The sequence below is a fragment of the Streptomyces sp. NPDC043876 genome (assembly GCF_056435825.1).
The window spans coordinates 1-24,275 of sequence record NZ_JBWKDV010000012.1; the positions used below are offsets into that span (position 1 = coordinate 1).

Annotated in this window: 39 protein-coding genes; 35 read left to right on the forward strand and 4 right to left on the reverse strand. The window is 70.2% G+C overall.

Annotation, left to right across the window (positions count from 1 at the left end; genetic code table 11):
* Positions 1-147 precede the first annotated feature (147 nt).
* The 10 genes from AC0693_RS31020 (at position 148) to AC0693_RS31065 (ending at position 4,489) form a co-directional block, all read left to right on the forward strand.
* Positions 148-420 carry a hypothetical protein gene (locus AC0693_RS31020; protein ID WP_478803513.1) on the forward strand — a complete coding sequence of 91 codons (273 nt, stop codon included), beginning with the start codon at positions 148-150 and terminating at the stop codon, positions 418-420.
* 79 nt (positions 421-499) lie between these two features.
* The gene (locus AC0693_RS31025; protein WP_478803514.1) at positions 500-739 is read left to right on the forward strand and encodes a hypothetical protein; all 240 of its coding nucleotides are present in this window, start codon (positions 500-502) and stop codon (positions 737-739) included.
* Between the two features lie 60 nt (positions 740-799).
* Complete coding sequence (locus AC0693_RS31030; protein ID WP_478803515.1) at positions 800-1,051, forward strand: hypothetical protein; 252 nt, start codon at positions 800-802, stop codon at positions 1,049-1,051.
* 68 nt (positions 1,052-1,119) lie between these two features.
* Positions 1,120-1,455, forward strand: a complete 336-nt coding sequence (locus tag AC0693_RS31035) for a hypothetical protein (RefSeq protein WP_478803516.1) — start codon at positions 1,120-1,122, stop codon at positions 1,453-1,455.
* 104 nt (positions 1,456-1,559) lie between these two features.
* Positions 1,560-1,826 carry a hypothetical protein gene (locus AC0693_RS31040; RefSeq protein WP_478803517.1) on the forward strand — a complete coding sequence of 89 codons (267 nt, stop codon included), beginning with the start codon at positions 1,560-1,562 and terminating at the stop codon, positions 1,824-1,826.
* Between the two features lie 26 nt (positions 1,827-1,852).
* Positions 1,853-2,227 carry a hypothetical protein gene (locus AC0693_RS31045; protein ID WP_478803518.1) on the forward strand — a complete coding sequence of 125 codons (375 nt, stop codon included), beginning with the start codon at positions 1,853-1,855 and terminating at the stop codon, positions 2,225-2,227.
* Between the two features lie 199 nt (positions 2,228-2,426).
* On the forward strand, positions 2,427-3,089 hold the full coding sequence (locus AC0693_RS31050) for a hypothetical protein (RefSeq protein WP_478803519.1): 663 nt from the start codon (positions 2,427-2,429) through the stop codon (positions 3,087-3,089).
* Positions 3,090-3,528: 439 nt separating this feature from the next.
* Positions 3,529-3,672 (forward strand): hypothetical protein, encoded by a 144-nt coding sequence (locus AC0693_RS31055; protein ID WP_478803520.1) that lies wholly within the window; start codon positions 3,529-3,531, stop codon positions 3,670-3,672.
* Between the two features lie 163 nt (positions 3,673-3,835).
* Positions 3,836-4,147, forward strand: coding sequence for a hypothetical protein (locus AC0693_RS31060; protein WP_478803521.1), 312 nt, complete (start codon positions 3,836-3,838; stop codon positions 4,145-4,147).
* A 102-nt stretch (positions 4,148-4,249) separates the two neighbouring features.
* Positions 4,250-4,489 (forward strand): hypothetical protein, encoded by a 240-nt coding sequence (locus AC0693_RS31065; protein ID WP_478803522.1) that lies wholly within the window; start codon positions 4,250-4,252, stop codon positions 4,487-4,489.
* A gap of 177 nt (positions 4,490-4,666) precedes the next feature.
* Here AC0693_RS31065 and AC0693_RS31070 read toward each other — a convergent pair whose 3' ends face one another.
* Entirely contained in the window at positions 4,667-5,008 is a 342-nt protein-coding gene (locus tag AC0693_RS31070; RefSeq protein ID WP_478803523.1) for a hypothetical protein, read from the reverse strand.
* Positions 5,009-5,475: 467 nt separating this feature from the next.
* Here AC0693_RS31070 and AC0693_RS31075 point away from each other — a divergent pair, with 467 nt between their 5' ends.
* The 18 genes from AC0693_RS31075 (at position 5,476) to AC0693_RS31160 (ending at position 15,360) form a co-directional block, all read left to right on the forward strand.
* Positions 5,476-6,060, forward strand: coding sequence for an LPD29 domain-containing protein (locus tag AC0693_RS31075; protein ID WP_478803524.1), 585 nt, complete (start codon positions 5,476-5,478; stop codon positions 6,058-6,060).
* A gap of 262 nt (positions 6,061-6,322) precedes the next feature.
* A complete protein-coding gene (locus AC0693_RS31080) occupies positions 6,323-6,649 on the forward strand; it encodes a hypothetical protein (RefSeq protein ID WP_478803525.1) in 327 nt (108 codons plus the stop codon).
* 350 nt (positions 6,650-6,999) lie between these two features.
* Positions 7,000-7,221, forward strand: coding sequence for a hypothetical protein (locus AC0693_RS31085; protein WP_478803526.1), 222 nt, complete (start codon positions 7,000-7,002; stop codon positions 7,219-7,221).
* Between the two features lie 130 nt (positions 7,222-7,351).
* Entirely contained in the window at positions 7,352-8,104 is a 753-nt protein-coding gene (locus AC0693_RS31090) for a hypothetical protein (RefSeq protein WP_478803527.1), read from the forward strand.
* Between the two features lie 107 nt (positions 8,105-8,211).
* Positions 8,212-8,343, forward strand: coding sequence for a hypothetical protein (locus AC0693_RS31095; protein ID WP_478803528.1), 132 nt, complete (start codon positions 8,212-8,214; stop codon positions 8,341-8,343).
* A 147-nt stretch (positions 8,344-8,490) separates the two neighbouring features.
* Positions 8,491-9,534 (forward strand): hypothetical protein, encoded by a 1,044-nt coding sequence (locus tag AC0693_RS31100; RefSeq protein ID WP_478803529.1) that lies wholly within the window; start codon positions 8,491-8,493, stop codon positions 9,532-9,534.
* A gap of 170 nt (positions 9,535-9,704) precedes the next feature.
* Positions 9,705-9,896, forward strand: coding sequence for a hypothetical protein (locus AC0693_RS31105; RefSeq protein WP_478803530.1), 192 nt, complete (start codon positions 9,705-9,707; stop codon positions 9,894-9,896).
* A 105-nt stretch (positions 9,897-10,001) separates the two neighbouring features.
* Positions 10,002-10,346 carry a hypothetical protein gene (locus tag AC0693_RS31110; RefSeq protein ID WP_478803531.1) on the forward strand — a complete coding sequence of 115 codons (345 nt, stop codon included), beginning with the start codon at positions 10,002-10,004 and terminating at the stop codon, positions 10,344-10,346.
* 74 nt (positions 10,347-10,420) lie between these two features.
* Positions 10,421-10,651 carry a hypothetical protein gene (locus tag AC0693_RS31115; RefSeq protein ID WP_478803532.1) on the forward strand — a complete coding sequence of 77 codons (231 nt, stop codon included), beginning with the start codon at positions 10,421-10,423 and terminating at the stop codon, positions 10,649-10,651.
* A gap of 372 nt (positions 10,652-11,023) precedes the next feature.
* Positions 11,024-11,293 carry a hypothetical protein gene (locus AC0693_RS31120; RefSeq protein WP_478803533.1) on the forward strand — a complete coding sequence of 90 codons (270 nt, stop codon included), beginning with the start codon at positions 11,024-11,026 and terminating at the stop codon, positions 11,291-11,293.
* Positions 11,294-11,368: 75 nt separating this feature from the next.
* Positions 11,369-11,884: a hypothetical protein gene (locus AC0693_RS31125; protein ID WP_478803534.1), complete on the forward strand. Its 516-nt coding sequence runs from the start codon at positions 11,369-11,371 to the stop codon at positions 11,882-11,884.
* Positions 11,885-11,904: 20 nt separating this feature from the next.
* Complete coding sequence (locus tag AC0693_RS31130; protein WP_478803535.1) at positions 11,905-12,102, forward strand: hypothetical protein; 198 nt, start codon at positions 11,905-11,907, stop codon at positions 12,100-12,102.
* A 469-nt stretch (positions 12,103-12,571) separates the two neighbouring features.
* The gene (locus tag AC0693_RS31135) at positions 12,572-13,243 is read left to right on the forward strand and encodes a DUF6354 family protein (protein ID WP_478803536.1); all 672 of its coding nucleotides are present in this window, start codon (positions 12,572-12,574) and stop codon (positions 13,241-13,243) included.
* Positions 13,240-13,398 (forward strand): hypothetical protein, encoded by a 159-nt coding sequence (locus tag AC0693_RS31140; RefSeq protein ID WP_478803537.1) that lies wholly within the window; start codon positions 13,240-13,242, stop codon positions 13,396-13,398. Before AC0693_RS31135 ends, AC0693_RS31140 begins: the two co-directional genes overlap by 4 nt.
* A gap of 83 nt (positions 13,399-13,481) precedes the next feature.
* Complete coding sequence (locus AC0693_RS31145) at positions 13,482-13,817, forward strand: hypothetical protein (protein WP_478803538.1); 336 nt, start codon at positions 13,482-13,484, stop codon at positions 13,815-13,817.
* Positions 13,818-13,904: 87 nt separating this feature from the next.
* Positions 13,905-14,114 carry a hypothetical protein gene (locus AC0693_RS31150; RefSeq protein WP_478803539.1) on the forward strand — a complete coding sequence of 70 codons (210 nt, stop codon included), beginning with the start codon at positions 13,905-13,907 and terminating at the stop codon, positions 14,112-14,114.
* A gap of 383 nt (positions 14,115-14,497) precedes the next feature.
* Positions 14,498-14,689: a hypothetical protein gene (locus tag AC0693_RS31155; RefSeq protein ID WP_478803540.1), complete on the forward strand. Its 192-nt coding sequence runs from the start codon at positions 14,498-14,500 to the stop codon at positions 14,687-14,689.
* 239 nt (positions 14,690-14,928) lie between these two features.
* Positions 14,929-15,360 carry a DUF6354 family protein gene (locus AC0693_RS31160; RefSeq protein WP_478803541.1) on the forward strand — a complete coding sequence of 144 codons (432 nt, stop codon included), beginning with the start codon at positions 14,929-14,931 and terminating at the stop codon, positions 15,358-15,360.
* Positions 15,361-15,549: 189 nt separating this feature from the next.
* Here AC0693_RS31160 and AC0693_RS31165 read toward each other — a convergent pair whose 3' ends face one another.
* On the reverse strand, positions 15,550-15,870 hold the full coding sequence (locus AC0693_RS31165; RefSeq protein WP_478803542.1) for a hypothetical protein: 321 nt from the start codon (positions 15,868-15,870) through the stop codon (positions 15,550-15,552).
* A gap of 257 nt (positions 15,871-16,127) precedes the next feature.
* Between AC0693_RS31165 and AC0693_RS31170 the strand changes: the two genes are divergently transcribed.
* The 5 genes from AC0693_RS31170 (at position 16,128) to AC0693_RS31190 (ending at position 21,691) form a co-directional block, all read left to right on the forward strand.
* On the forward strand, positions 16,128-16,415 hold the full coding sequence (locus AC0693_RS31170) for a hypothetical protein (protein WP_478803543.1): 288 nt from the start codon (positions 16,128-16,130) through the stop codon (positions 16,413-16,415).
* Positions 16,416-17,108: 693 nt separating this feature from the next.
* Entirely contained in the window at positions 17,109-17,480 is a 372-nt protein-coding gene (locus AC0693_RS31175; RefSeq protein ID WP_478803544.1) for a hypothetical protein, read from the forward strand.
* 661 nt (positions 17,481-18,141) lie between these two features.
* Entirely contained in the window at positions 18,142-18,702 is a 561-nt protein-coding gene (locus AC0693_RS31180; protein WP_478803545.1) for a hypothetical protein, read from the forward strand.
* A gap of 447 nt (positions 18,703-19,149) precedes the next feature.
* Positions 19,150-19,932: a DUF4097 family beta strand repeat-containing protein gene (locus AC0693_RS31185; protein WP_478803546.1), complete on the forward strand. Its 783-nt coding sequence runs from the start codon at positions 19,150-19,152 to the stop codon at positions 19,930-19,932.
* A gap of 82 nt (positions 19,933-20,014) precedes the next feature.
* Positions 20,015-21,691: a serine/threonine-protein kinase gene (locus AC0693_RS31190; protein WP_478803547.1), complete on the forward strand. Its 1,677-nt coding sequence runs from the start codon at positions 20,015-20,017 to the stop codon at positions 21,689-21,691.
* 102 nt (positions 21,692-21,793) lie between these two features.
* Here AC0693_RS31190 and AC0693_RS31195 read toward each other — a convergent pair whose 3' ends face one another.
* Both AC0693_RS31195 and AC0693_RS31200 read right to left on the reverse strand, forming a co-directional pair.
* Positions 21,794-22,060: a hypothetical protein gene (locus AC0693_RS31195; protein WP_478803548.1), complete on the reverse strand. Its 267-nt coding sequence runs from the start codon at positions 22,058-22,060 to the stop codon at positions 21,794-21,796.
* 135 nt (positions 22,061-22,195) lie between these two features.
* Positions 22,196-22,477: an HU family DNA-binding protein gene (locus tag AC0693_RS31200; RefSeq protein ID WP_478803752.1), complete on the reverse strand. Its 282-nt coding sequence runs from the start codon at positions 22,475-22,477 to the stop codon at positions 22,196-22,198.
* 188 nt (positions 22,478-22,665) lie between these two features.
* On the opposite strand from AC0693_RS31200, the gene AC0693_RS31205 reads away from it, so the two are divergent.
* Entirely contained in the window at positions 22,666-23,223 is a 558-nt protein-coding gene (locus AC0693_RS31205; RefSeq protein WP_478803549.1) for an N-acetyltransferase family protein, read from the forward strand.
* Entirely contained in the window at positions 23,220-24,164 is a 945-nt protein-coding gene (locus AC0693_RS31210) for an alpha/beta fold hydrolase (protein ID WP_478803550.1), read from the forward strand. Before AC0693_RS31205 ends, AC0693_RS31210 begins: the two co-directional genes overlap by 4 nt.
* Positions 24,165-24,275 lie beyond the last annotated feature (111 nt).

The following is a 24,275-nucleotide window of genomic DNA, read 5'->3' on the forward strand; positions in this document are numbered from 1 at the left end:
GCGAGGGGCGTCACCGAGATGCTCGGCGGCGCACAGCAATTCGCATGGATGAGTGGACACGACAGAGATAGTCGGGTACCTTAATGAATGTCGGGAGGGCGCAGCGCCCCCGGCCCCCTCCCCCGCACGACCGAACGGAGCCCCGCGATGACCACCATGACCCGCCTCCCCCTCCAGCCCCTCCAGAACGAGACGCTGCGGGACGCCGCCGACATGACCATCGCCGCCGCCCGCCGCAACGCGGCCCCCGACACCCTCGCCCCGGTCCTGCTCGCCGACATGGCCCGCATCCTGCACACCCACTTCGGCATCAACCCCTTCGTCACCGCCCAGCACATCCGCCCCGCCCTCGCCGTCCTGCGCGAGCGGTTCGAACGCCTGGTCTGCTCCATCGACTGCACCACCGACGCCTACGCGTAACCCCCGGCGGGCGGCCACAAGGCCGCCCGCCACCGCTCCCGCCCGCACCGCCCGTACGGACAGGACAGGACACTCCGCCATGCCCGAGACCACGATCACCCGCGACCCGGCCAACGTCCCGCACAACACCGACGGACCGTGCTCCGCCACCTGGCGCCGCGTGACCGTCACCAACGTCATGACCGGCGAGCGGACGGGATACGCCTCGCAGTTCGGCCACCCCAAGTGCGCGAACCCCGGCACCGTCAACCGCTTCATCAAGGCCGCACACAGCAACCACTACATCCCCCTCTACACCTGCCCCGAACACACCCGCTGACAGCCCCAACACCAACCCGAAAGCACCGCTACCCCGGCCAATCCGCCTAAGGAGGCACCCATGAACCCCGTCCAGCGCCAGCAGACCATCCGCCAGCTCCTCGCCACCGCCACCGCCGCACAGCTGCGCGCCGCACTGGAGAGCGTCCTGGACCACACCGCCTCCGCCGCGCAGCAGGGCCGCGACGTCACCGACCACGGCATCGACGGATCGCGCCGGGACGCGCTCGCGGACGCCGAACTCCAGGCCCGCAGCGACCTCGGCGACGACATCGACTCCAGCCTCCACACCGCTCTCCAGCCCCGGAGGTAACGGCCGCCTCCGTGCCAGGCACGCCGCCCGCCGGACCCGCCCCCGACCCCCAACCAAAGGAGCTCACCATGACCATCGCCCCCGACCTGTTCACCGCCCCGTTCACCGCCGCCGAGTGCCAGGAGGCCAAGGCTCTGTTCATCGCCCGGCACATCCAGCCCAGCGCCGACCTGAGCGGCCGCCCCGTCGACGAGCTGCTGCCAGAGTTCGACGACGAGCACCTCGTCACCGCCGTCTGCGCCTACGTCCTGGCCATCCGCTACACCGCAGCCAACCCCGGAACCGCCATCGACGGCGTCTCCCTCGCCTTCCACGTCCTCCTGCTCAGCCAGACCCCCGGCCAGGAACAGCTCGGCGCCGCCCTCACCCACGTCCTCGAAACGGTCCGCGACACCGGCCGCTGAACCCGTCCCAGGCCCGCAACACCAACCCGCCGCAGCGACCCCGTGGGGCGCTGCGGCGCCGCCCACCCCCGTCAACACCGCCCCGCCCCACCGAAGGAGACCCCGTGTCGGCTTCCCATCCCACGCCCGAGCAGGTCCGCGCCGAGCGGCTCGCCCTGGTCGCCGAGGCCCTCGCCTACCTCGAAGCCACCCCCGCCTCCCAGGTCCGGGCCCAGCTCGCCCCGACCTCGATGCACGCCCACATCAAGAAGGACCCCACCGCCGTCGCCCGCATCCGGCGCGGCGCACAGGCCGGAACCGTCCCGCTCTTCAGCGGCTGGATCGCCGCCCGGTACGTGATGAACACCCGCACCGCCACCCCCCACAACTGACCCATCCCCTGCCCCTGGAGGCCTCTTTGACCGACCCGACGCCGTACGCCGCGCATCCCCAGTTCCCAGAGCATCAGCCGCTGGTCTGGCTCCTGGAAACGGGAGAGGACCACGCCGGCGGCCGGGTGCTCGGCATCTACACCGAACCCGGCCTCGCGTCCGGCGACTTCCTCGACCGCGCGCGCGAGATCGACGCCACCTTCGGCATCGACTCGGCCGAGCCCGGCCCGGACGGATCGCTCCGCGCGCACGGCGGGTGCGACTGGCTCACCCTGCGCCCCTATCCCCTCACCACCCAGCCCGCACTCCCCAACGAAACCGGCACCGGGCCAGCCTCCGCGGCCGGGCCGACCTCCCCCGGCCCCGCCCCTGCGGCCACCAGCCGCGAGACCCGACCATGACCACCCGCACCCGCCCCGCCGGCTGGCGCGCGCCACCAGGGGCAGGACCACGACACCAGCCTCCACCAGGCGCCCCACGGGCGCCGGCCGACCAGGACGCCGAGATTTCGCATGGATGGGTGGACATTCATCGCAGTGTCAGGTAACTTAATGCATGTCGGGCCGGGGAGGTCCGCACCACCAACACCAGGAGCCGGACATGCGACGCAGCCTCTACCGCCAGATCCTCCGCGCAGCACGCACCAGCCAGCACGCCGTCGGAATCACGGTCACACCTCCCCAGCCGTACGCCACCGACATCCGCTGGAGCCCGGAGGGCGAGGGCTGGACCGCAGTCGACGGACACGACGAACTCTGGCTGCGTCGCACCGACGCCCCGGAAGCGGTCGAGGCCTTCATCGCGGGCTACCTCCAGCCGCACGCCGAGGACCAGGCGGCACACCTCCTGCTGAACTCCGACGAACTCACCGAGGACGGTTGGGGCCTGTGGGACAAGCTCAGCCGGATGGAGCGCAAGGCCATCAAGGTCTACTCCCGCGTCCCGCTCGCCGAGCACCCCGCCGCCGCCCTGACCGAAGTACGCGAGGACCTGGAACGGCGCTGGCACACGGCCACCCCGACCCTCTCCCTCCCCTTCCACTCCACCCGGGGCGTCCACGGCCGCCTCCAGCTCGTCGGGGAGCTGTACCTGGGCTACCCCCACCTCGACAGTCGCCGGGCCATCCCCCGCCAGGGCCGCCGCTACACCGCCAACACCCGGTGGACCGACTGCGCCCGCCTCCTCGAAATGGCGACCGCGCTCAGCACGGGCGCCCGAGCCCTCGGCCCCGGCACCCGCATCACCGTCCACCCGCAGCCGTAACCCCGCCACCGGGGCGGGCCCGGCACCCGTGCCGGACGGCAGCCAAACCCGCCCGCCCCGGGCCTGTTCGACAGCCCGCGGCGCCCAGGTCTCGAAGTCTCCGGCCGGCACGGGCACAACCCCCTCCCGGCCGACCACCTCGGCGCGGCAAGCTGCCCGCCGCACCGCACACGCCCGCCCGCGCGCGACAGACCGGAGAGCCAGACGCCAGGTCAGGCCGGGCCGGCCCGGGGCACACCACCATAGGACCGACCTCCCCGCACGGGCCGAAGAGGCCACCGCGGCGCCCGCAGTGGCCGCGAGCGCATCTCAGCGCTCCGGCGCCCGGACAACCCGACGGAGCATTTCGCATGGATGAGTGGACACGTAGACGGAAAGCAGGTATCTTAATACGTGTCGGGCCGGGGAGGTCCGCACCACCAACACCAGGGGGCACACCATGACCGACCTTCAGACAACCTCGAACCGCACCTGCCCCGGCTGGGGCGAGCCGTGCGGAAACGAGACCGAGCAGGACATGGACCTGTGCCCCGACTGCCGCATGGCACGCCTGGACACCCAGTCCCCGCGCATTCCCCTCTAGCCCCGTCCGGGCCCTGCCCACAAGGGGCAGGGCCGCCACGCAGGGCCGGACACCTGCGGCCCGATCCCACACACGTCCCCGCCGAGCGCCGCACTACGGATGCAGCAGCAGGTTCGAGTCCTGCCGGGTTCACGTCCGAAACACCGACTTCCCTGGGGGAAACATGAAGAACCACACGGCCGTGATGCTGTGGCTGAAGGACGGCAAGGCCGACTCCTACGAGCGGAACATCGCGCTGGAGGAGATGCAGATGACGGTGAGCGACCGGGTCATCTGGAGCTTCAAGCACGTCGTATACCAGTGGACCTGGCGGGACGAGGAGGAGTGCACCGTCACCGAGTACACCGTGATCGCGTACTACGCCAACTGGGACGACGTCGAGAACGGCTACCGGCAGGGCGAGTCCGTCACGAACTTCTTCCTGATCGAGGACACACTCTGCGACTGCTGCGCGCACGTCGCCGACAACGACTGACATACCCCCGAGCCACCGCGCGACGCGGCCCCCGCCGCCGCGCGGGACAGCCGTCCGGCACGACGGGAGAGCTGAACCAGCACACCGCCAGGAGGAGGCACCATGAACGAGATGAGCATCACCGCCCTAGCCCTCTTCCTGTCGATGCGCGACACCGGCGCCCTGGTGGTCCCCTACGAGGCGCAGCAGGCTCGGACAGCGGCCATCACGCAGTACGGATTCGACGGCCTGCGCGCCGAGGCATTCAAACGCGCCTGCTTCTCATGCGCCGCCGAGCCGGACGCCTACGCCGGCCGCATCCGGTGGGCCCGCGCCGCCGCCGCCTTCGTCGAGACCCCCTGACCCACCGCCCCGCCGAACACGCCCGCCCCGGCACGGCCACCAACCCGACAGCACCCGGCATCGGCCGAGCGAGCCGAACGGCCCCCACCTCCGGGAACGGGACTGGGGCGCAGGGTCCGCGAAGAACCTGGGAAGGGCCAGCCATCTGCGCCTGGGCCTCAGCTGGCCCAGGCCCCTTCAGTGAGTCGCCGACCGGGTGGCGGCCACGAGCAGCCCCACGGCCGTGACCGCCGCGAGCACGTACGCCACAGCGTGGCCCGGGCCGCCCAGTGCCAGGTGCTGCTGCTCCAGGACGTACTGCGTGGCTGTGGGCAAGTACAGGACCGCGATGCCCATCGGGAACGGGAGCGTCACGCCGATCACCTCGCGGGCACTGAACCCCCATCGCGAGCGGCCTCCCCCGCGGAACAGATCCCTCGCGATCGCCCGGTAGAGCCGTACCGACGACACCATCGCGACCGCCACCACGCCCACCGGGAACCACCAGCTGGCGGCGGCCATCGTCATCAACGAGCTCACGTACATCCCCCTCGGTTTCCTCTTCGGCAAGAGCATCGAGCAGTCCGCGCCGGCGGCAAGGCCGCGCCCGTTCCGCGGGACCGACGGTGTCGGGACACCACGGTCGCCCGTCGTACTGACATCCCCGCCCATGGGCGCACCGGTCAGGCGCCCTTGCGGGCCGGCCCGTCCCGGCGGGGCGAAGCCGCACCGAACTCCGCACGCCGACCCGGCACCACGGCCAGGGCCGGGCGCCGGGCCGGGCGCGCCACCACGGATCGGCCACACCCGCAGGACCGCCCTCTCCCGTGGCGGGCGAAGAGGCCACAGTGGCGCCCGCTGCGGCCGCCAGCACACCCCAGCGCTCCGACACCCGGACAGCTCGGCTAAAAATTTCGCATGGATGGGTGGACATGCTGGCATAGGTTGGGTATCTTAATACATGTCGGGCCGGGGAGGTCCGCATCACCAACACCAGGGGGCACACAATGCAGCACACCACCATCCACGCGGCCGACATCAACAACCCCCGCTACCTCGGCCTGCGCCTGGACCCCGGCACCAAGGTCACCTACCACGGCAGCAAGACCGAGGCCCACGGCATCTACACCGTCCAGCCCTGCACCTGCGACTGGTGCATCGCCCGCGTCGCCCGCGGGCACGCCTCCAACCGCTACTCCCTGTACAACGCGGCGGGCACCCGCATCCTCATAGACGTCCGCCACACCTCCGTCACCCCCCTGCCCACCGAGGACGAGCTCCAGGAAGCCGCCCTCCACATCCCCACCAAGCTCGTCGCCGTCCACCTGCGCCGCCTCCTGCGCGAGACCTTCCCCGGCGTCAAGTTCTCCGTCCGCACCGGCAACCAGCGCACCGACGCCCGCTACGACATCACCGTCACCTGGACCGGCGGCCCCACCCGCACCGCCGTCGCCACCGCCACCGCCCACCTCAAAGCCAGCTACAACACCCCCGGCCGCTACACCGCCCCCAACATCACCGTCACCACCAACAACCGCACCCACAACGGCCACCCCCTCCTCAACAACCTCCAGCTCAACCGCAACGCCTGACCCCCCGAACGGTGAACCCCCGGGGACCCGCCCGGGGGCCCCAGGGAGCCCACACCCAAACCGAGCGGGGACCCGGCGGCGACCCGGGGCCAAGCCGGTCCCGACCCGGCCATCGGACACCCCCCGACACCGGACCGCCCACCCGCCCGCAGACGGGAGCAACCGGGCCACTCCGCACGGCCCGCCCGAACCCCCGGCCTGGCACAGCCAGCCAGCCCCCGGCCGAGCGCCGGACAGCCAGTTCCCACCGAACGTGCCGGACATGGACCTGCACCCCGACTGCCACACGGCACAGCTGGACCCTCCGGATGCCCACGATCGTCGCACGCAGGAAAGGCCGATAATGAGGATCATTCGACACATATTGCGCGGCAGCTTCGTCGCTGTATCCTCTGTTGACGTAAGCGAAGAGGAGCTATACCGCATCGCTGGCTGGTGGGCGTTCCAAGGGTACGAACTAGAGCGCGTCTGCCTCCGAACCCGCGAAGACGACAACGACCTTCGCCTGATGATCGCGCGCGAAGCCGGCAAAGTCGTCGCCGTCCTCAGCATGGAACGCCCGGGAGCCAAAGAGTGGGGCTGGGCCTGAACAGCAGTCCCCGCCGGCCTCCCTCACAATCAACCCGGGCCCGCCCTCTCCACCGGCACCGACCACGCCACGGACGGCACGGCACCCACACCCACGGGTAACTCGCCGCCGACCAGGCGCAGGCCAACGTGGGAGACCTCCGCCGGCAGTGCAGACACACCATTGACCTCGGCGACGACTGGCAGCCGGTGACCAACCCCGACACCCGCCTCCGCCACATCACCCCACTCGCCTAGTTTGCATGGATGAGTGGACATCAACAATCCAGTCTGGTATCTTAATGCATGTCGAGGCGAAGAAGTCCTCACCACCAGGCCGGACCCATCCGCAGGCACGGACGAGGAGCAGCAATGAACCAGATCACCGAGCCGGTCGCCTTCCTTCACTGGCTGCGGGATGGCGGCCTGTTCGCACCTCTCAGGTTCCCCGCAGGAACCTCGCGCGAGGCAATCACCACCTGGCGCGAGCGGGTTGCCGCGAACGGAGGCACGACGATCGAGGTGTACGACCCTAGTTCCGCACCGGCCCTCTCGCCGGAAGCCGCGACGTCGGCGATGCCCGCGCAGAGCTGAGTCCCGTTGACAGGCCCGGGCCCCGGCCCCGGGGGCGACCCCTCACCGCCGTTTCCGGCTCGGCGAACTGAAAGTCCGACACCCTGCGCCGGGGACCCCGCCGGCGCCCCCTCTCCTGGAAGGACCGTCCATGCCCACCCTCACCGAGAAGTCCCTGATCGCGGAGGCACTCGCCCTGGCCGCCGAGCAGCTCACCGTCATGTGCCCGCCGGAAATCGACGAACTGGCCGCCGCCCTGAACAGGTTCGAAGCGGACCAGATGGCGGCGGCGAGGCGCGCCCTGGACCATCTGCACTACGCGCTCAAGGAGCGAAAGCAGTCCGCGGGGCGCCGACGGGAGTGGCCGACGAGCGACCGGGAGGCGGAGGAGAGGGCCCGCGCGCTGTTCGCGGCCGCCGCGCTTCCCGGCTGGGAGCAGGACTCGCTGCGCTCCGATCTGGAGCGGCTCGACCAGGCCCGGGAAGCATACGCATCGGTGAAGGATCCGACCGCCCTGATCGACGCAGAGTTTGAGCGTCGCGGCGGCTGGCCCCGGTTCTTCCGCGTCCGCGCCTCCGGCGGTCACATCCACAGCTCGCGCAACTGCCAAACCTGCCACGTCACCACCGACATCGGATGGCTGCCCGACATGTCCGGCCGGACCGAGGCCGATGCCGTCGCCGAGCACGGTCCGCATCTGTGCACCGTCTGCTACCCGTCCGCGCCTCTGGAGTGGACGGTCGGAGCCCCCAAGCCGCCGGCGTGCGAGGGCACCGACAAGCCCGCCGTCGCAGGCACTGTGCGCCGCAACTACGCGGGCGCGTACGGCCAGTGCCCCACCTGCGAGGACAGCCGCAAGCTCAAGCTCAACGGCCGCCTCCCCCGGCACCAGCCGCCGAAGTAGCGGCCGCTCGACGCGGCCCCGGCCATCGCCGGGGCCGCCCCCCGTGAACCCGCCCCACCTGGAGACAACCCCTCGGCACCCGCACCGACTCCGACACCCCGTTCACCATGACGGTGTCCTTGACCCTCACCCCCGGCACGCCCCTTGGCCAGGCCGTACCCCACACCGCCCGCGCCGAATTCCACACCCTCAACCACCTTCTCTCCTGGGACCTCGACCCGAGCCAGCTCACGGCCTGACGCCCGCGTCCGCCCCAACGCGGGGGCGGGCCCGCCGAGACCCGCAATCCGTCGTGCGCGGACCGGCCGCGAGCGCGGGTAGCGCCCCACCCGGTTGATGCCGGCGCCCGCCCACCTGGAGAGCTACGCCCCGAAAGGCCCAACCCCATGCCCAACGCCGCGCTCGCCCGCGCCATCCTCGGCAAGATCGCCGAGAACCCCACCCGCTACGACCAGGACACCTGGCTTGGCGGCCCCGCAGACCGTCTCCCCGCCGGCACCGATCCCGGCGTCGGCACCACCTTGGACATCGCCGCATGGGCCGCACACCTGACCGGCCACACCCTCCACCGCTGCGCGCTGGTCACCACCGCCACTGCGGAACCGGACGACCCTCGGCTCGTCGACGACGTCGGCCGGGAGGTCCTCGGCCTTGACCAACGCGACGCCGCCCGCCTGTTCACGCGCTGCGAGAGCGCGCAGGCCCTCGCAGCGCTCGACCAGCTCGCCGACGGCACGCCCGCCATCCACTGGGAAACCGCCCGCGCGTTCCACCCCTACGGGCGGGAGCCGTACACGCCCGCCGAACGACAGCAGGCCAGACGCGTATGGGGAATCACCCACGACCTCACCATCGACGGCGTACGCCGTTCCGGCGCCGCAGGCATCCCCGCAGCCGTGATGCGGCGCATCGCCGCCTCCTGGGCGACCACCATCTCGAGCCCCTCCGACCCTTGGCGGGACGAGCGCGGAACATGGACGTGCGCCGACGGTCGCCGTTACACCCCGCGCCTGTCCGAGGCCGCTGTCGTCTACACCGGCAGCATGAGGGCCGCCGCCGAGGCCCGCTCCGTGCTCGGCACACCCCACCTGACCGCGGTTGCCGGCGTCGGCAACTGGCGCCTGGTCCACACGATCGTCCCAGCCGGCAAGGTCGCCGAGCTGATCGCAAGCGGGCACACCAGCCTGTCGGGACTGGACGCTGACGACGTCTACAGCTACCTCGGCACCACCTGGCCGCCCCTGGCTGGCGATGCCTGCCAACGCTGCGGCGGGACCGGCTTCCTCGCCCGCGCCGCGCACTGGCCCGGCAGCCCCGCGTTCTGCGTCACCTGCCACGACCGGCTGCGTACCGAGGAGGCCAGCCACGGGCACCAGTGCGCCGACGGCTGCCCCCACCCTGCCGACCACACCGGGCTCTGCAACCGCTGACCGGGCGGCGGAGCCAGCACCTCGATGCCCTCCCGGCCCGGAGGGCTGACTCCCGCGTGGGACCCGAGCCAGAGTTTCCGCATGGATGAGTGGACATCTTTACCGATTGCCTGTACCTTAATGAATGTCGCCAGCGAGGGGGCGGCACACCACAGGCAATGGAGGCCAGCATGAACATCCAGGGACGGCACATCTGCCTCACCACCGACATCGAGTCGCTCGGGTCGAAGGCGTACGTCGGCGACGAGGGAGTCGTCACCGGCACCCACGCCGACGGCTACTTCACTGTCCGGATGGACAACGGCCGCCCCCACTTCCCCGCCCTCGGCGAGATCGCCGTCCTGGGGTCCCCCTCCCCCTGACACGGCGGGGGCCCGCCCCGGGCACAACCCGGGGCGGGCCCGCCACACAACCGCCGAGCCCAATCGCAGCCGCCCCCCGCACGCCACCCGCCGAGGAGCCTTCCCATGCAGACCTTCACCCGCTTCCCCCGCCACAGCGTCGACATCACCACCGTGGTCTACACCCCCCTCGGTCGCACCCCCCAGGGCTGGGCCATGGAGGACACCGACACCGTCAACATCCGCATCAGCCTCTACGAAGACGCCCTCAAGGCACACCACCGGGCGGCCCGGGAAGGACGCACCGACCGCCTCGCCGCCCTGATCGCGCGCAGCGTGGCACGGCTGGAGAAGACGCTGACGAAGAACATGGCCGTCTGCACCAACTCCGGTAAGCCCCGCAAGGAGTGCACCACCTGCGACCACAGCGTCCAGCTCGCCGCCCTGGCCGCCTACCGCGAGACGGCGTAGCCGTACCCGCGGCCGACACCCTCGCCGCCACAGCTCCTCGTTAAGCCGCCCCCTCTCGCACCTGAAAGGCCTTCATGACCAACACCACCCAGGACTTCGACCCTCAGGACGGCTGCCAGTGGGACCCCCTGGCCCGCTGCACGCATACCCACCCCCCGGGCCCCGAGTACTTCGACGCCGAGCAGTACGCCGACCGCAGGAAGCGGGCCACCCGGCCCCACATGGCCCCCTCCCAGCCCCGTCGCGGAAACTTCGCATCGACGGATGGCGACGACTGGGACCCCATGGCCCACCACACCCGCTGAGACCCCACCCGGCGCGGGCACACTGCGCGCGCCGGGTGCATCGTGCGGTCACCCAGCGGGGCGACTCCCGCCCCTGGGCGGGCTGCGGCCGGGCGGGGCTGCTCGACGCGTCGACCATGACGCCGTTCTCGCACGCCGAGCCCGGGCAGCTGTGCCGCGGTTCCGGGTGCGCCGTTGGCGCCGAGCGCCCCGCACTCTCCGGCCGCCGCGGCGCCAACCGAATTCCGCGCAGCTGACCTTCCGGCTGGCATGGCGGCTGCCAGGACCACCAATCCGCACGGATAGGTGGACATGTTCATGTGTAGCGAGTATCTTAATGAATGTCGGAGCGGGGCGGAGACGCCGTCCCCCGCGGATTTCCCGGAGCAGACCATGCGCAGCGAGACCTCCCCCGCCAACATCCCGGCGAACGTCGACGAGCAGCTCGCTGTCATCGCCCGCGCGGCCGCGCACCTCCTGGAGGCGAATGTTGACGAGCTGGTCTCACAGCTTGCTGGGACGAGCCTGACCGCCCGGCAGAAGTCCGACCCCCGCTACCTGGGCGAGCGCCTGTCCTGGGAGGACGAGACCCGCAACCCGATCCTCCGCAGCGGGGCGTACCTCGTCTCCCGGCAGGTGCTCAAGGCCGCCGGCCTCGCCTGACCGCGGCAGCCCCTGGGCGGGCCCTCCCGCCCGGGGCCGGCCACCCTTTCGAAAATCATCCCCAAGGAGTTCTGCGTGAGCGTCACCTACCACGTCACCGGCAGCCTTACCTTCGTTCCACCGCTGCCTTTGGCCGCGCTCTGGGAGTCTCTCGAATCCCGCCTACCGTTCCGCGTCACGCCTTCCGAGCTCTCCGCGGCTGGTCTCGCAGACCTCGTCAAGTCGCAGAAGCTCCTGCTGATTCCGGCGCCGGGCGCCGTATCCGACACGCAGGGCCGGCCCTCCCACATCGCCGCCGCCCACATCGACTACGACGACCGGATCCACGTGATCTCCGGCATCGTCCAGGGGCTGAGTCGTGCGGCCCTCGCCAGCGGTCACGACTTCGACTGGGAGCTGGAATGGTTCGGCGAGGACGGAAACGACGGGTGCTTCGGGTTCTTTCTCGACGGCGGCATCGGCTGGTGGGAGGACTACCACCCAGACCCTGCCCACGAACTGGACGTTTTCGGCTACAACATAGAGTCGGCCCGGCTCCCTCAGTACGAGGGAGTCACAGCCCCGGCCCCGTCGCCGGCCGAGCCGAAGTGAACGAGAAGGAGATCACTGCGATGAGCGACCTCCCGCTAGTCTTCGTGACAGACGAGGCAGCCTCCGCCCTCGCCCGCAGCAGCGAAACTCGTGCGCTGCTGAGCGATCTGCTGCGCATCGGCCGCCGCGGCGGCATCCGCACCCGCTTGGATCCGTGCAAGCCGCATTGGCAGTACCCAACGCTCGACGCGCTCGAGATCGCGGCCGACCAGCAATAGCAGCGCCCCCTGCAGCCCGCTGCTCCAGGCCGGCACTACCCAAGCAGCGGCCAGGTTCCCCCGCTCAGCCTGCCAGGGCCTGCGAGGGCCTGCCACACGCTTCCGGCGGCTGCCCAGCCCGTCACCGGGGCTGGTCCCTTGGCTGACGGCTGGCCGTTGGTAACTGCGGCGGCGTCCGAGCCCGGCATCCCCACCAGCGAAGCCGCGCCGCCCACGATCTGCCTCCGCGACTACCGACCAGATCCATCATTCCGCATGGTTGAGTGGACACATGATCTAATATCCTGTACCATTACTGTGCACGGGCGTTCCTGTGCAAGCGCCCAGCCCCTCTCTACGGGGCAGCGGCACCCCCGGCCGCCCCCCTCGGCCGACCACCGCCGTCCCGCCCCCGACCCCCACCGGGCGCGGGACGGCGGTCTCTTGCCCCCACCGCCCGGCCCGCCATGTATCCGAGGAGACCCCGCACATGACTGATGTCCGAGTACGCCAGATCTGGCGCGACATGGCCCCCGATATGAGCGCGCGGGACCGCCAGCTGGAGATCCTCTCTCTGGACAGCAACACCGCAGAGTGCGTCGTGGTCCACGACCTCCAGGGAATGGCCGGACGCAAGGCGCGGATCGCCGTCCGTCGCTTCAACACAAGTGCCTTCTGCCTCGTCAAGGACGCAACTGCCGACGAAACCGGCGGTGCGCTGCGAGCGCGCCTGATGGCCGCCCTGGCGCCGGTCTACGACGTCCGGGGCGGGGTCGCGGCGCTGACCGCCGCTGCCCTCGACGCTCTCGCCCCGCGCCCGGTCTCCGGTGAGACGCCGGTCCGGCTGACGGCCGCCGCCATCACCGACGAGCAGCTCGCGCAGTTGTACGCCGAGCACGCCTGGCTCTCCAATGCCGTCACAGTCCTGCACGACGGGATCAACCAGACTGCACGGGAGGCCTTCGCCCAGCGCAAGCTCGACCGTGCCCGCACGGCCGCGATCAAGGCGGCGCGCGCCCTGCACCGCGAGGTGGACGGCAGCCCCTTCGCCGAGGGATCCTGCCTCCAGTGCGGCACGAACTGGCCGTGCGCCACCGTTGACGCGCTCCGAGCGGCCGACGTGCCCGCCCCCAACGACACCGCCCCGGTGGCCGCCGGATGAGGCTGTTCCTCGCCGGACTGGTGCTCGGCGGCGCCAGCGGCGCCCTCACCTACGCGTTCACCGCCAGCGGTTCCACAGCGCTCCTCGTCGCCGGCATAGCGGCCCTGCTGACCTGGCTGGGCACGGCCGTGCTGATCGTCGTCTTCGACCCGTAGCCCGCTTCCACGCGCAATGGGGCATTTCGCGCGCCATGACGCAGCCAGCCGGCCTACACCTTCCCCTGCCCGCAAGGAGCACCGTGAACACCATCCCCGCAGCCCGCCTCCGCCCGGCCGACGTCTTCCGTGTCCTGCCCGACGGCCCTGACCTCACCGTCTCGGCCACCGCCGAGCACCCCTTCGCCGGTCTGCTGGTCCTGACCCTCGCCGAACTCGGCGAGCCAGTCACCCTTCCGCAGCAGAGCCCGCTCGTCGCCGTCTCCATACCGCGGATCGCGCACGTGCCGTGCCTGCTGTGCCGGGAGGACTTCAGCGTCCGCGTCGACCTCGCCCACGAGGGCGTTCCCCGCTGCGGGCTCTGCGGCCCCTGCGTCCACAAGACCACCGTGGCCGTCCTTGGCCGCCCGGACCGCTGATCCGCACTCCGGCGGCTTACGCCCCGCCAGCGCCGACGGACCGCGTCCGCACCGGCGACCGCTGCACCTACTCCTAAAGGAAAACCCATGACCCAGAGCAGGCCGTATCCCGACGAGCACCGATGGATGGTCCAGGCCCAGCAGAGCAGCGGCGGGTGGATTCGCTTCGGCCGACCCACCACCCGCGACGCGGCGCTCGCTCACCAAACGGAGATCGAGAGCAAGCTCGACCGGCCCGTCCCCGTCGTGCAGATCACCCAGAGCTACCGCCTCATGTCCTCCAGCCCGTCCGCCTGACCCGGCCCGTACGCGCAGTCCGTCCAAGCGCCATCCTGCGCGCGGAGTGGCTGCGGCCCTTCACGAAGGAGACACCGATTCACCCCCGTACCGAGATCTGCATCATCGGCGCCCGCGCCCGCCTGCGCGCGCAGGACCCGCTGACCCCCGACCGCGAGTGCACCGAACTCCTGACCCTTCACGAGGACTCCGACTGGGTCGCCCGCGGCCTGTTCACCCCGCCCGGATTCCCCGCGATCCTGGCCGACTGCCGCCACACAGCCGCCAAGCACGCGCTGCCCCCGATCGACGCCAGCGACCTTCCCCGGCTGCTCCATCAGACCGCGATCGACGTGGTCCGCGGCACCCTCCACGGCCGCGACCGGCGCAAAACTGACGAAGTCGTGCTCACCGCTATCCAGTTCGGGGCTCGGGTCCGCTGGAGCGGAGTGCACGCCCTGACCCGCTATGCCGACGGATCCACCAGCGCCGCGATCAGCTACCCCATGCCCTGTCTCGACGTCATCCTCACCGAACTCGCCGAGGCCGACCCGCCCACGCCCGGCAATCACCTCATCCTCCGTCTCACCCCGTGACCCCAGATCCCCTGGGAACTCAGCACTCCATCGGGCGCAGCCTCCCCAGCCCCGGGCCCATGCTGCCAGGTGAGCCGTAAGGCCTCCCGTACGACCGCGCCATGCGCACCGCCAGCACGCCCAGGACCGGCTGCAGCTCAGCGGGCTGGAGCCCGCCGGCGTCAGGCCGGCATGCCTACGATGGCCCGCGCCTGCCCACCAGTTTTCGCCCGGCCCAGACCACAAGGAGAGCAACCCTCATGGACACCGCCCTGATCGGCCAGACCTGGGTCCGCATCGGCCAGGTCTGGCAGGACCACGCTCCGGCCATGGCCGCGCGGGACCGCCGGCTGAAAGTCGTAGAGGTCGGGGTCGCCCGCGCGGTGTGCCTCGTGGTCCACGACCGTCGGCCGGGCGCAGTCAACACGACCACCCGGATCGCTCTCCACCGGTTCGCGACCTCAGCCTTCACCCTCGTCAGCGAGCCGGCCGACGGGACCACAGGTGCCCTGCACGGCGAGCTACTGGCCGCGCTCACCCGTGTCCACCAGAGCGGGGGGAGCCCCGAGGTCCTCACCGCCGCGGCGATGCGCGTGGTGCGCCCCTATCTGCCGGCCCAGGAATCCGGCGTTGGCGGCATCTACGACGACGGCGCCCCTCACGGACCTGCCATGGCCGGACGGCAGCCGTAGATCCGCAGCGGCTTTTCCGGCCGCTGCGCACACCATGGGGCGGTGGTCCTTGGCACCAGCCGACCCTGCCGACCGCCAGCTGGAAGGACATCGCTCCGTAGCGGTGATACCCGCCGCAGCCGTCGCCGTCACCGCCGCAAACCAGCTGCGCGCGGCGTTGTCGGCCCGCCGGACCCGGCGCGTGAGCAGCTACCTGGGGCGCGCGCCGGTGGTGGAGGGCATGGAGACGAGGAGGCGGGGCCGGTTGGTAGTCCGGTCGTCCACCATCCAGCCCTGTTCCCGCAGCAACTGTCCGTAGACGGCGGTCTGAAGACTCTCCTCGACAGCCACGTCGTCGAAGGTCCGGCCGTTCGCGAGGCTGGGGAACGGGCAGCGGTGGCCGACCCGTACGGTTCCGGGGAGACCAGGTGAGACCAAGAAGCCAGCTGTCACCACCGCGCCCCCGGCATCGAACGCGGCCTCCGGGTAATACTCGGCAAGGGCCTTCGCGACGCCCTCGGTCTCGTCCATCCACTGCTCCTTTCATCGTTCGGTTCAGGGGCTTCGGCCACCCGTCGAGCTGGCCTTGTGCCAGCCCGATCCCGCCATTCTCGCCGGCAGGGTCCCCCCGGCAGGGAGCTTCTCCACGTCGGACAGAGGATCGACCTCGAGCGCAACAGCGTCGCAGCCGCCAGCCACCTCGTGAAACAGGGTGGGGGGCTGCCCTCTCACATGCTGTGGCCAGGCCTAATCCGCCCCGCTGTCCGTCTGCAGGTGATACTCGCGTGGTGATTACCGTTCTCCTTCTCACCGTTGGGGCTGTTGCCGGATACGTGCTGCGCTGCTGGCGGCCGGGGCGCCGCCTCATCGCCTGGGCCGGGCGGCAAGAACGCGCCCGCACCTGGTGGTGGCCCGCCCAGCTCATCCTGGCGGCGGCAATCGGTGCCACCTACGCCGGGCACCCCCAGCGCAGCATCCACAACGTCCGCTCCTGGCGCGACGCGCAGCAGCCAGTCGTCGTTCCCCGGCGCGATCCCGACTGGGCGTCCCAGCACGGGTTCACCCGATCTTCGTGACCGCGCCGACAGGCCCGCTCGCCGAACTTCGCGTGTCGTGGAAGTCCGGTCGGCCCGACGAAATGTACGAGGAGGGGGCAGAGCCGCCTTCAGGGCGGATCCGCCCCCTTCCCGGATGCGTACGAGCGGCCACGCGCGCGGCCGTTAACCAGCGCGCTTGAGAGACTAGCCTTTGAGAGACGCGTCCCGTAGGTGTGTCCCAGGCAGGTCTCGGGGCCGGCCGCGAGCCCCACGGTCGAGGTGTTAACCCCTTGGGTCCGAAGACCGGGTACGACCGCGTAACTCACGACGCGTCTACTGGCACGAGGACGAGACAAGTAGGCGCTTGTCGGAGTTCGCTGAGGCCCGGGCATTGACGGGCAGGGGAGCGTGGCGGTCGCGATAGCGCGCCCACAGCTCACAACACCCCTCCAGCAGTGTCATGACCTCGGAGAACAGGGTGCGAGTCACACACTCTCACCGGGCTGGTTCTCATGCCCTCCACGTTCTCCCCCGCCTTTCACCGAACACGCCATCCGCGATATTTAGCATGGATGGGTGGACTCATGATCAGTTTACAGGTATTCTTATGCATGCGAGCGGGGCCCCCCGTTCAACGGCCGCCATCCTGCCGCCCTCCCGGCGCGGGACGGCGGCCCCCAACACCCACACACCGGCGCCAATCCGCGCCCATGACATGACGAGGAGAGGCCCATGAAGCAGCTGCGCCCCAGCCCCGGATCCGACCCCGGCTTTCGCCTCGACCTCCACGGGAAGGCGCTCTTCCGGCACAAGGGCATGCTCGTAGACGTCCACGTCCGCCCTGCCACCACCGAGGACACCAGCTACTTCTACAGCGACGGCACGAACCCCGACGACGTCGTGCTCACCGCCACCGTCACCATCGAGAACGCCGAGCTCGCCCGCGTCACCCACGGCGCCGACATCAGCGACGCCTTCGGCATGCGCGACACGCTCACCCAGGCCCTGGACGACGCCGTCGCCGACGCCCGGCGCACCGTCGCCCGCCTCGCCGCCCACCTCGCCAAGGTCGACACCGAGCTCGCGAAGACCGGCACCGCCTGACCATCCCGCCCGGCGCGGGCGGGGCCCCGCGCCTGCGTCCGGTGGACAGCCGTCCCGCCCCTGCTCCTGGCCCACGTGGCTCTCCACCGCATCCGCGGCCTCCGGGCATGGCGCGCCACTCGCCTCCAGCGCCTGGCCGCAGGACGGCGCAAAGCCAGGCCATCTCGGGCCCGCCGGATCCAGACCGCCGCCTGACTCCCCAGTGGCCCGACGAGGACCGGCCGTTCCCCGGCCGTCACGGCGAGCGGCGCCGCAACCACCGCCGCTTCCGCCGCCGCAATGTCCAGCTACCGATACCCGCGCCTGGCACCGCGAAGCCCTCGCCCTGCCTGGGCGCGGACAGTAGCCACCGCCGGCTGGCACGTCCCGAAGAGCCCGAGAACATCCATCTCGGGCAGAGCGCCGGCCTACCGCGTCTTCCTGATCCACAGGGCTCCGCACTCAGCGTTGCCTCATGACTTCTTCGCACCTCTACGCGCTCCCGGACCACCGGCGTTTGGACCTGATGGCCCGACACCCGCACCTGGATGAACAGCGCCTTTCCGACCTCTTGGCGCGAGCACTCGAGCACCTGGGGCCTACCTGTCGACGCCGGAGCAGGCGCCGCGGGCACCTTCCCAGCGTTGCGGTCCTGGGCTCCGATGGTCGATGGCACCTGCGCATGGGCGGCACCCTGATCTGCTCCGCCCCGGCCCGTGCCTTCCTGGACCTCCACTCGACCCCATTGGGCCCGGGAGCGGTTGTCCGTCATTCCCAGGACTTCGGGTGGTGGACCGACGGCGAGCGGTACCGCGTCGAAAACACTGGCCTCCTCGGCACCACCGGGTGGACCTCGGCGGGCTGGGATTTCACCATCACGGCCGAAGAGCAGCGGCCCGACCTCGTCCAGCCCACGCACCGTTGTCAGATCAGTGTCCACGAGGGCGACTGGGACCCCTACAGCACGGGACCTCGAAGTAGCTGGCGCGCCAAGTACCGAACCGAATACATAGCCGTCGGCGGCCGCATGTGCCATGCCTGCGGCGACAGCCTCGCCCAGCATCTCGACTACAACCGCCATACCCACCTCATCCGCGGCGTGCTCTGCAAGGACTGCAGCACCCACGTCACCAGCTGCCCCCATCCCTCCGCCTGCCACTGGGGCGACTACCTCAACACCCCGCCCGCCGCCCACCTCCGTCGCCGCTACCACGTCGGCGGCAACCGGGACGATCGTAAGTAGACCGCCTTCGGCATGGCCGCTACCTCTCTGCCCAAGCAGGCCGGACAACGGTTTCGTGTGGTGGTCCCCCTGTCGGTCGCGGCGACTACGGTCATGGAGGTGGGCCACGGTCGCGGGATACGTCTTCGGCGAGGTCTCCCCGGGAGTGGCGCCTGCCGATCGCCTCCGGCAAGCTCCCACGGCCGGGCCGTGCTCAGCGCCGATCGAAGCCTTGGGAGCGGGTTCCCGGGCCAACTTCGGTTCTCCCGCCCGACAGGGCGAAGCGGCGACGTTCGCTCAGCGCACAGCCAATCCTCGAGCACACACCCGAGCCAGGGCAGCGGCGACACCGCTAGTTTGGCATGGATGAGTGGACATCGATCGACGATAGCTGTACCTTAATAGATGTCGGCCGGAGGTTGCGGCCATACCCCCAACGGCGCAGTAGCGTCTGCCGAAGGAGCAACAGTGCGCAACGAGCCCTACATCGCCCAGACCAGCGGCCCCGTAGCTGTGTTCGTCACCAGCCACACAGGTCAGGTGAACGTCACGGTCGACCCTCGCGCGACACGGGCACGGATCGTGGTTGGCACGCCTGACACCACCGGCGCGAACGTAGAGGCCGTGCAAGACACGACGATCACCGAGGTCAACGGTCTGGTCCAGGTCGCGGTACCGCAGCCGGCGCGGACCAACGTCTTCAGTTCGAGCGGCTCGGTCTACAACTTCCACGGGAACGTCACCGGCAGTGTCTTCTCGGTGGGAGGCAGCGGCAATTCCAACTACGTGTTCCACAACGGTGTTCCTACCAACTTCGCCAGCACCGAGGCCGGTTCCCCGATCACCGTGGATGTCATCGTGCCGGCGTCCTCCAGCATCCAGCTGTTTACGACGTCCGCCTCGCTGCATGCCACCGGGGGCGTCCTCGAGGTGCTCGAAGCCCGCACCGAGTCCGGGGCCATCTTCGCTACCCACGTAGCTGAACTCCGGGCGTTCACCATCTCCGGCGCCATCCACGCCGATCGCGTCGACCGCCGAGTTGAAATCGACTCCAAGTCCGGCGCGATGAGCATCGGCGCCTGGCACGGTTCCTCCTTCCGCGCGAGGAACGTCTCCGGCCAGGTCACCGCACGTGCAATGCCCGAGGCCAGCGGCCGTATGAGCGCCACCACTGTTTCGGGGGACATCGACATCACCGGCGCCGACCACCTGGCCGTCCGTGCCCGCACGGTGTCCGGCCGCATCCGCTAGCCAGCGACTGAACTGGCCCGGCTCCGCAGCAGTGAGCCGGGCCCATGCCGTGAACCCGCACCATCGAACCGAGAGGCCTGACGTGGATCTGAACAGCACCGTGGCCCATCGGGCCGTATTCCGCACCGAGGACGACGCCGCTCTGCAGACCGTGCGCCGCATCACCGCCGACTGGCTCCGTGCAAAGTTCGGCGACGCACCCTCCGCCTCGGGTACGCACCACCTCGACAACTCGACCGTTCTCTCATCGCACACCCTTCACGATCGCTTGGGCGCCGAGGAGGCGCTGCGGATCGAACTCCGCGAAGACCGGAAGGCCGCCACTTGGCGGACTTCCGTACTCGCACGGATTGGCGCCGAGCTCTCCTTTGTCGCCGTGAACCTGGAGGTGTTCCCCAACTCGGGGGCATCCCTGAGCGCTGGCCGCCCCCGGATCATCTCCGAACTGACCGCTGCGCTGCGCCGCCCGGCCGACGGCCCCGCCCAGCTGACAACGAACGCTCTGCTCGTCCCGGCGCGGGGGGTCGACGCCCTCATCTCCGTGCTGTGCGACCCGGACCGCCGGCTCCCTGCGGTCGTGGCCGCCCGCCCGGTGCGCCCTGACTCACTCTGGAGCCGACGAGTCGAGAAGGCGCTCACCCAGTCCGCCGGATCCGCGTCCGTGTTCCTGCTGGACGGGACACCTGCGGTGGATGCCCTCCGGTCGGCCATCGGCGAAGCCCATCGCATTGCTCCGGGAGCGGTCAGGACGTTCCTGCCCGAGGTCGATCCTGCGTGGCCGGTCGATGGCGCCAGGCACAGGTACATCACCGCAGCTCGCCTTCAGGACCCGGGGGACGACGCCTGGAAGGGCATTCCGCGTACGGTCCACCGCATCGCGGCGGAGCAGCCCATGCCCGAGCAACTGCTGGCCCTCGCGTTCCCCGACGAGACCCGGCGGCGTCGCGAATCACGCCCTCAGGTCGCGGCCGTAGCAACCGCCTCCGCTGTGGACTTGGAACGTCTGAACCAGGAGGTGACCGAGCTCAGGGAACTCCTTGACGTTGCCGACACCGCTCTCGGCGACGCCGAGGCATCACGACGGTTGGCGGAACGCCGCGTCGCCGCGATGGAGAATTCCCTCCATCAGGCCTCGACCCGGTGGGATGACGAGGTCGAGAACCACCTGCATACTCTCGCCGAGCTTGAACGCGCCCAGGCCGAAGCCGCCGAGTTGCGGGCCCGGTTGGTTCGACAGGGGAGATACGAGGACGCGGTGGTCGAGACTGCCGCTCCGGTCGTTCCCCGATCGTTCGAAGAGCTCTGGACTCAGCTCGAAGGTCTCCCTGGCCTGCTCGTCACTGCCCAGCGCGGGCTGGCGTTGGCCCTGGACAGCGACCGCCGGGCGCCTTCGTGGGCGGCGAAGGCCTGGATGGGCTTCCGTGCGCTGAGCAGCTATGCCCAGGCCGCTCAGGGGGGCTTCCAGGGGAACTTCTACCAGCACTGCCAGGCTGCACCGCCTGGCTCGGCGATCTTCCCTGTCACGCAGATCTCCATGACCGAGTCCAGCTCGACGATGCGGTCCTGGGGACACGAGCGGATGTTGCCGGTCCCGCCTTCGGTGGACGCGGGGGGTGTCGCCACCATGGTGGCGCATCTTCGACTCGGCAGGGGCGGCGCGTATCCGCGCGTGCACTTCCTCGATGACACGAGGGGATCAACAGGGAGCGTGATCGTCGGATATGTGGGGCCCCACCTGACCAACGCCCTCACCAACTAGTCCACAGGATTCACGAGCCAGCTCGGTGCTGGCGCCGAGTATCTCCGGCCCCGCGTTGCGCTTCGCGCGGCCAACCTCAGGCGGGGGCCGGCTGGGGCATGCTCACTTTCCGGAGCGACCGCTGGATGCTTCGGGGGGCTCCTTCGGCCATGTCTCGACCGTGGAGCGAGTGCCATCCGCAAACTCGGCGAGCAGCTGGATCTGGATCCCGGCCACGCTGCCATAGGTACCGACGAAACCGGTGAATTTTCGCTCGGCAACCGCGCCGTCGGCCCACGTGCCGGTGACACCGGCCGACCCAGGCCGGAATCGCAAGGTCACGTGGTAAGTGACGGGCTGGTCGTCGTGAGCTGGCTCGCTGCTGGCCATGAGTCTTCCTGGAGAGTGCTGCGATGTTCGGGCACGTAGGGCGCTCCCGGGTGAACATGACGGTGCCGTCACCTCGTCGGTGACGGCACCGTCATGTCTTCGACAGCTGCGGGTTAAGGCAGTCCCTTTGCTGGGCTAGGCGCCCTTGGCGGCTTCCTTGAGCTTGGAACCGGCGGAGACCTTCACGCTGAAGCCTTCCGGGATCTCAATCGGCGCTCCGGTCTGCGGGTTTCGCGCGGTGCGAGCGGCACGGTGGGTGCGCTCGAATGCCAGGAACCCGGGAATGGTGACCTTCTCGTCGCCCTTGGCGACGACCTCGCCGACGGTCTCGGCGAGCGCGGCCAGAACGGCGTCGGCGTCCTTGCGGGTCACCTCGGCGCGCTCAGAAAGGGCGGCCACCAGCTCACTGCGGTTCATGTCGTACTCCTGGGTGGTCATGGACGGAACTGCTGCCTCCGAATGCTGCCATGTGCCTCTGACAACGACTCCTGACCTCGCTGGTCACTTGCCTGACATCGGGCGAACACTCTCCCTCGTCCACAGGCATGTGGTGCAAGGGTTCAACGGCGCGACGCTGACCACGCCGACCTCGAAGGGACACACCCGTGAACCTGCACGTCGCCCCTCCCCCCACACCACCCGAGACCACCATCGTCGTGCCGCTCCGGCACCCGGACCACGGCAGCGTCGTCGCTGTGGTCCGCACCGCCGTGCTCGCCGATCTGCCCGCCGTGAACCGCCTGCACCACCGCTCGGCACTTGCAAGTCGAACGGCCAGGTACTTCAGTCCGCGGCGTGAGCTGCGTGAGATCGAGTGGCGCCGGCAGGTCGACGCCAAGCGGGGCCGGACTTGGGTAACAGCTCCGTCTGCGGCCGCCGATGACGTCCTGGGGGTGGTGCAGCTTCTGCGTACCGAGCATGAAGGCGAGTACGACCTGGGGCTGATGGTCGACGACTCCTGGCAGGGCCTTGGCCTGGGCACTGCACTGACTGTGATGGCGATCGAGGAGGGACGAAGCCGCCTTGACTGTCGCAACATCACCGCGTTGACGGGCACGGGCAACGCACGGATGCTGAGCATCCTGCGGAGTCTGGGTGCGAGGTTCCACGACCAGCAGGGAAACACGGTCACCGCCACCATCACAGGATGGAGGCCGGCGTGACTGCTTCCAGCGCATCGGCGCCCACTTCGTTCCTGGACCGGCCGGACGGAGCGCGGCTCGCCCTGCACGTAACCGGAGCGGCCGATCCCGACCTTGTGGTCGTGCTCGCCCACGGGTGGCAAGCGGCGGCCTCGGTCTGGGACCGGCACGCTCGTCGGCTTCACCTCCCAGGGGTTCGCATCCGGGTCATCCGGTTCGATCAGCGGGGACATGGGGCGTCGACGTCGGGTTCGCTGACCGCTCAGATCGGCGTGCTGGCAGACGACCTGGCCGCGATCGTGTCCGCTGGTGTTCCTCCGGGCGTTCCGGTTCTGCTGGCCGGGCACTCGATGGGGGCCATGAGCGTGCTTGGGCTCGCAGCCAGGCATCCCCACCTGATTGGGGCACCCGTTACAGGAGTGCTGTTGGCCTCGGCCACCCTCGGCGGGCTGGACCTGTCCGGGGCTGATCATCCCCTGCGGCGGCGCATGGTGGCCCGTACGCGCCGGACGATGGCTGCGGCCTGTCTGCGTGTACCAGGCCCTGCCCAGGTCGTTCGGAACGTCGTCCGACCCCGCCCGTACACGCAGCCAGCGATCGAGGTTGCGGCCGCGTGGTTCCACGCGTTGATGGAGCACGACGTGGTCGGCCAGGTAGGGGTTCTCGCTCGGGTTCCCGTCCACATCCTGGTGGGTGAGCTCGACCCGCTCACAGGGCCCCTCCACGCACTTCGGCTGGTGCAGGAGATCCCCGGTGCGCGCCTGCACCTCGTCGCGGGTGGAGGTCACAGGCTTCCCACCCGCTCGCCCGCCGAGGTAGAGGCGGTCCTGCGCCTGGCGAGCCAGGAGGCGGTCTCGCATCGGCCGGCGATGTCCCTGCGGGCCGGACTGCAGGGTGTCCGGCTCGGACGGTGGTCCGGTCGTCTCCTGCGGACCCAGCCAGCCTCGCGCAGGCGGCGGTAGTTCAGCTAGTCAGATATCCGTTCAGGCGCGTCTCGGCGCGCTGGCCGGATCAAGGCCGTCATGGGCCGGACCGGCCTATGCCCGGATGGCCCGGGGCGCTCCCTGGCTCCC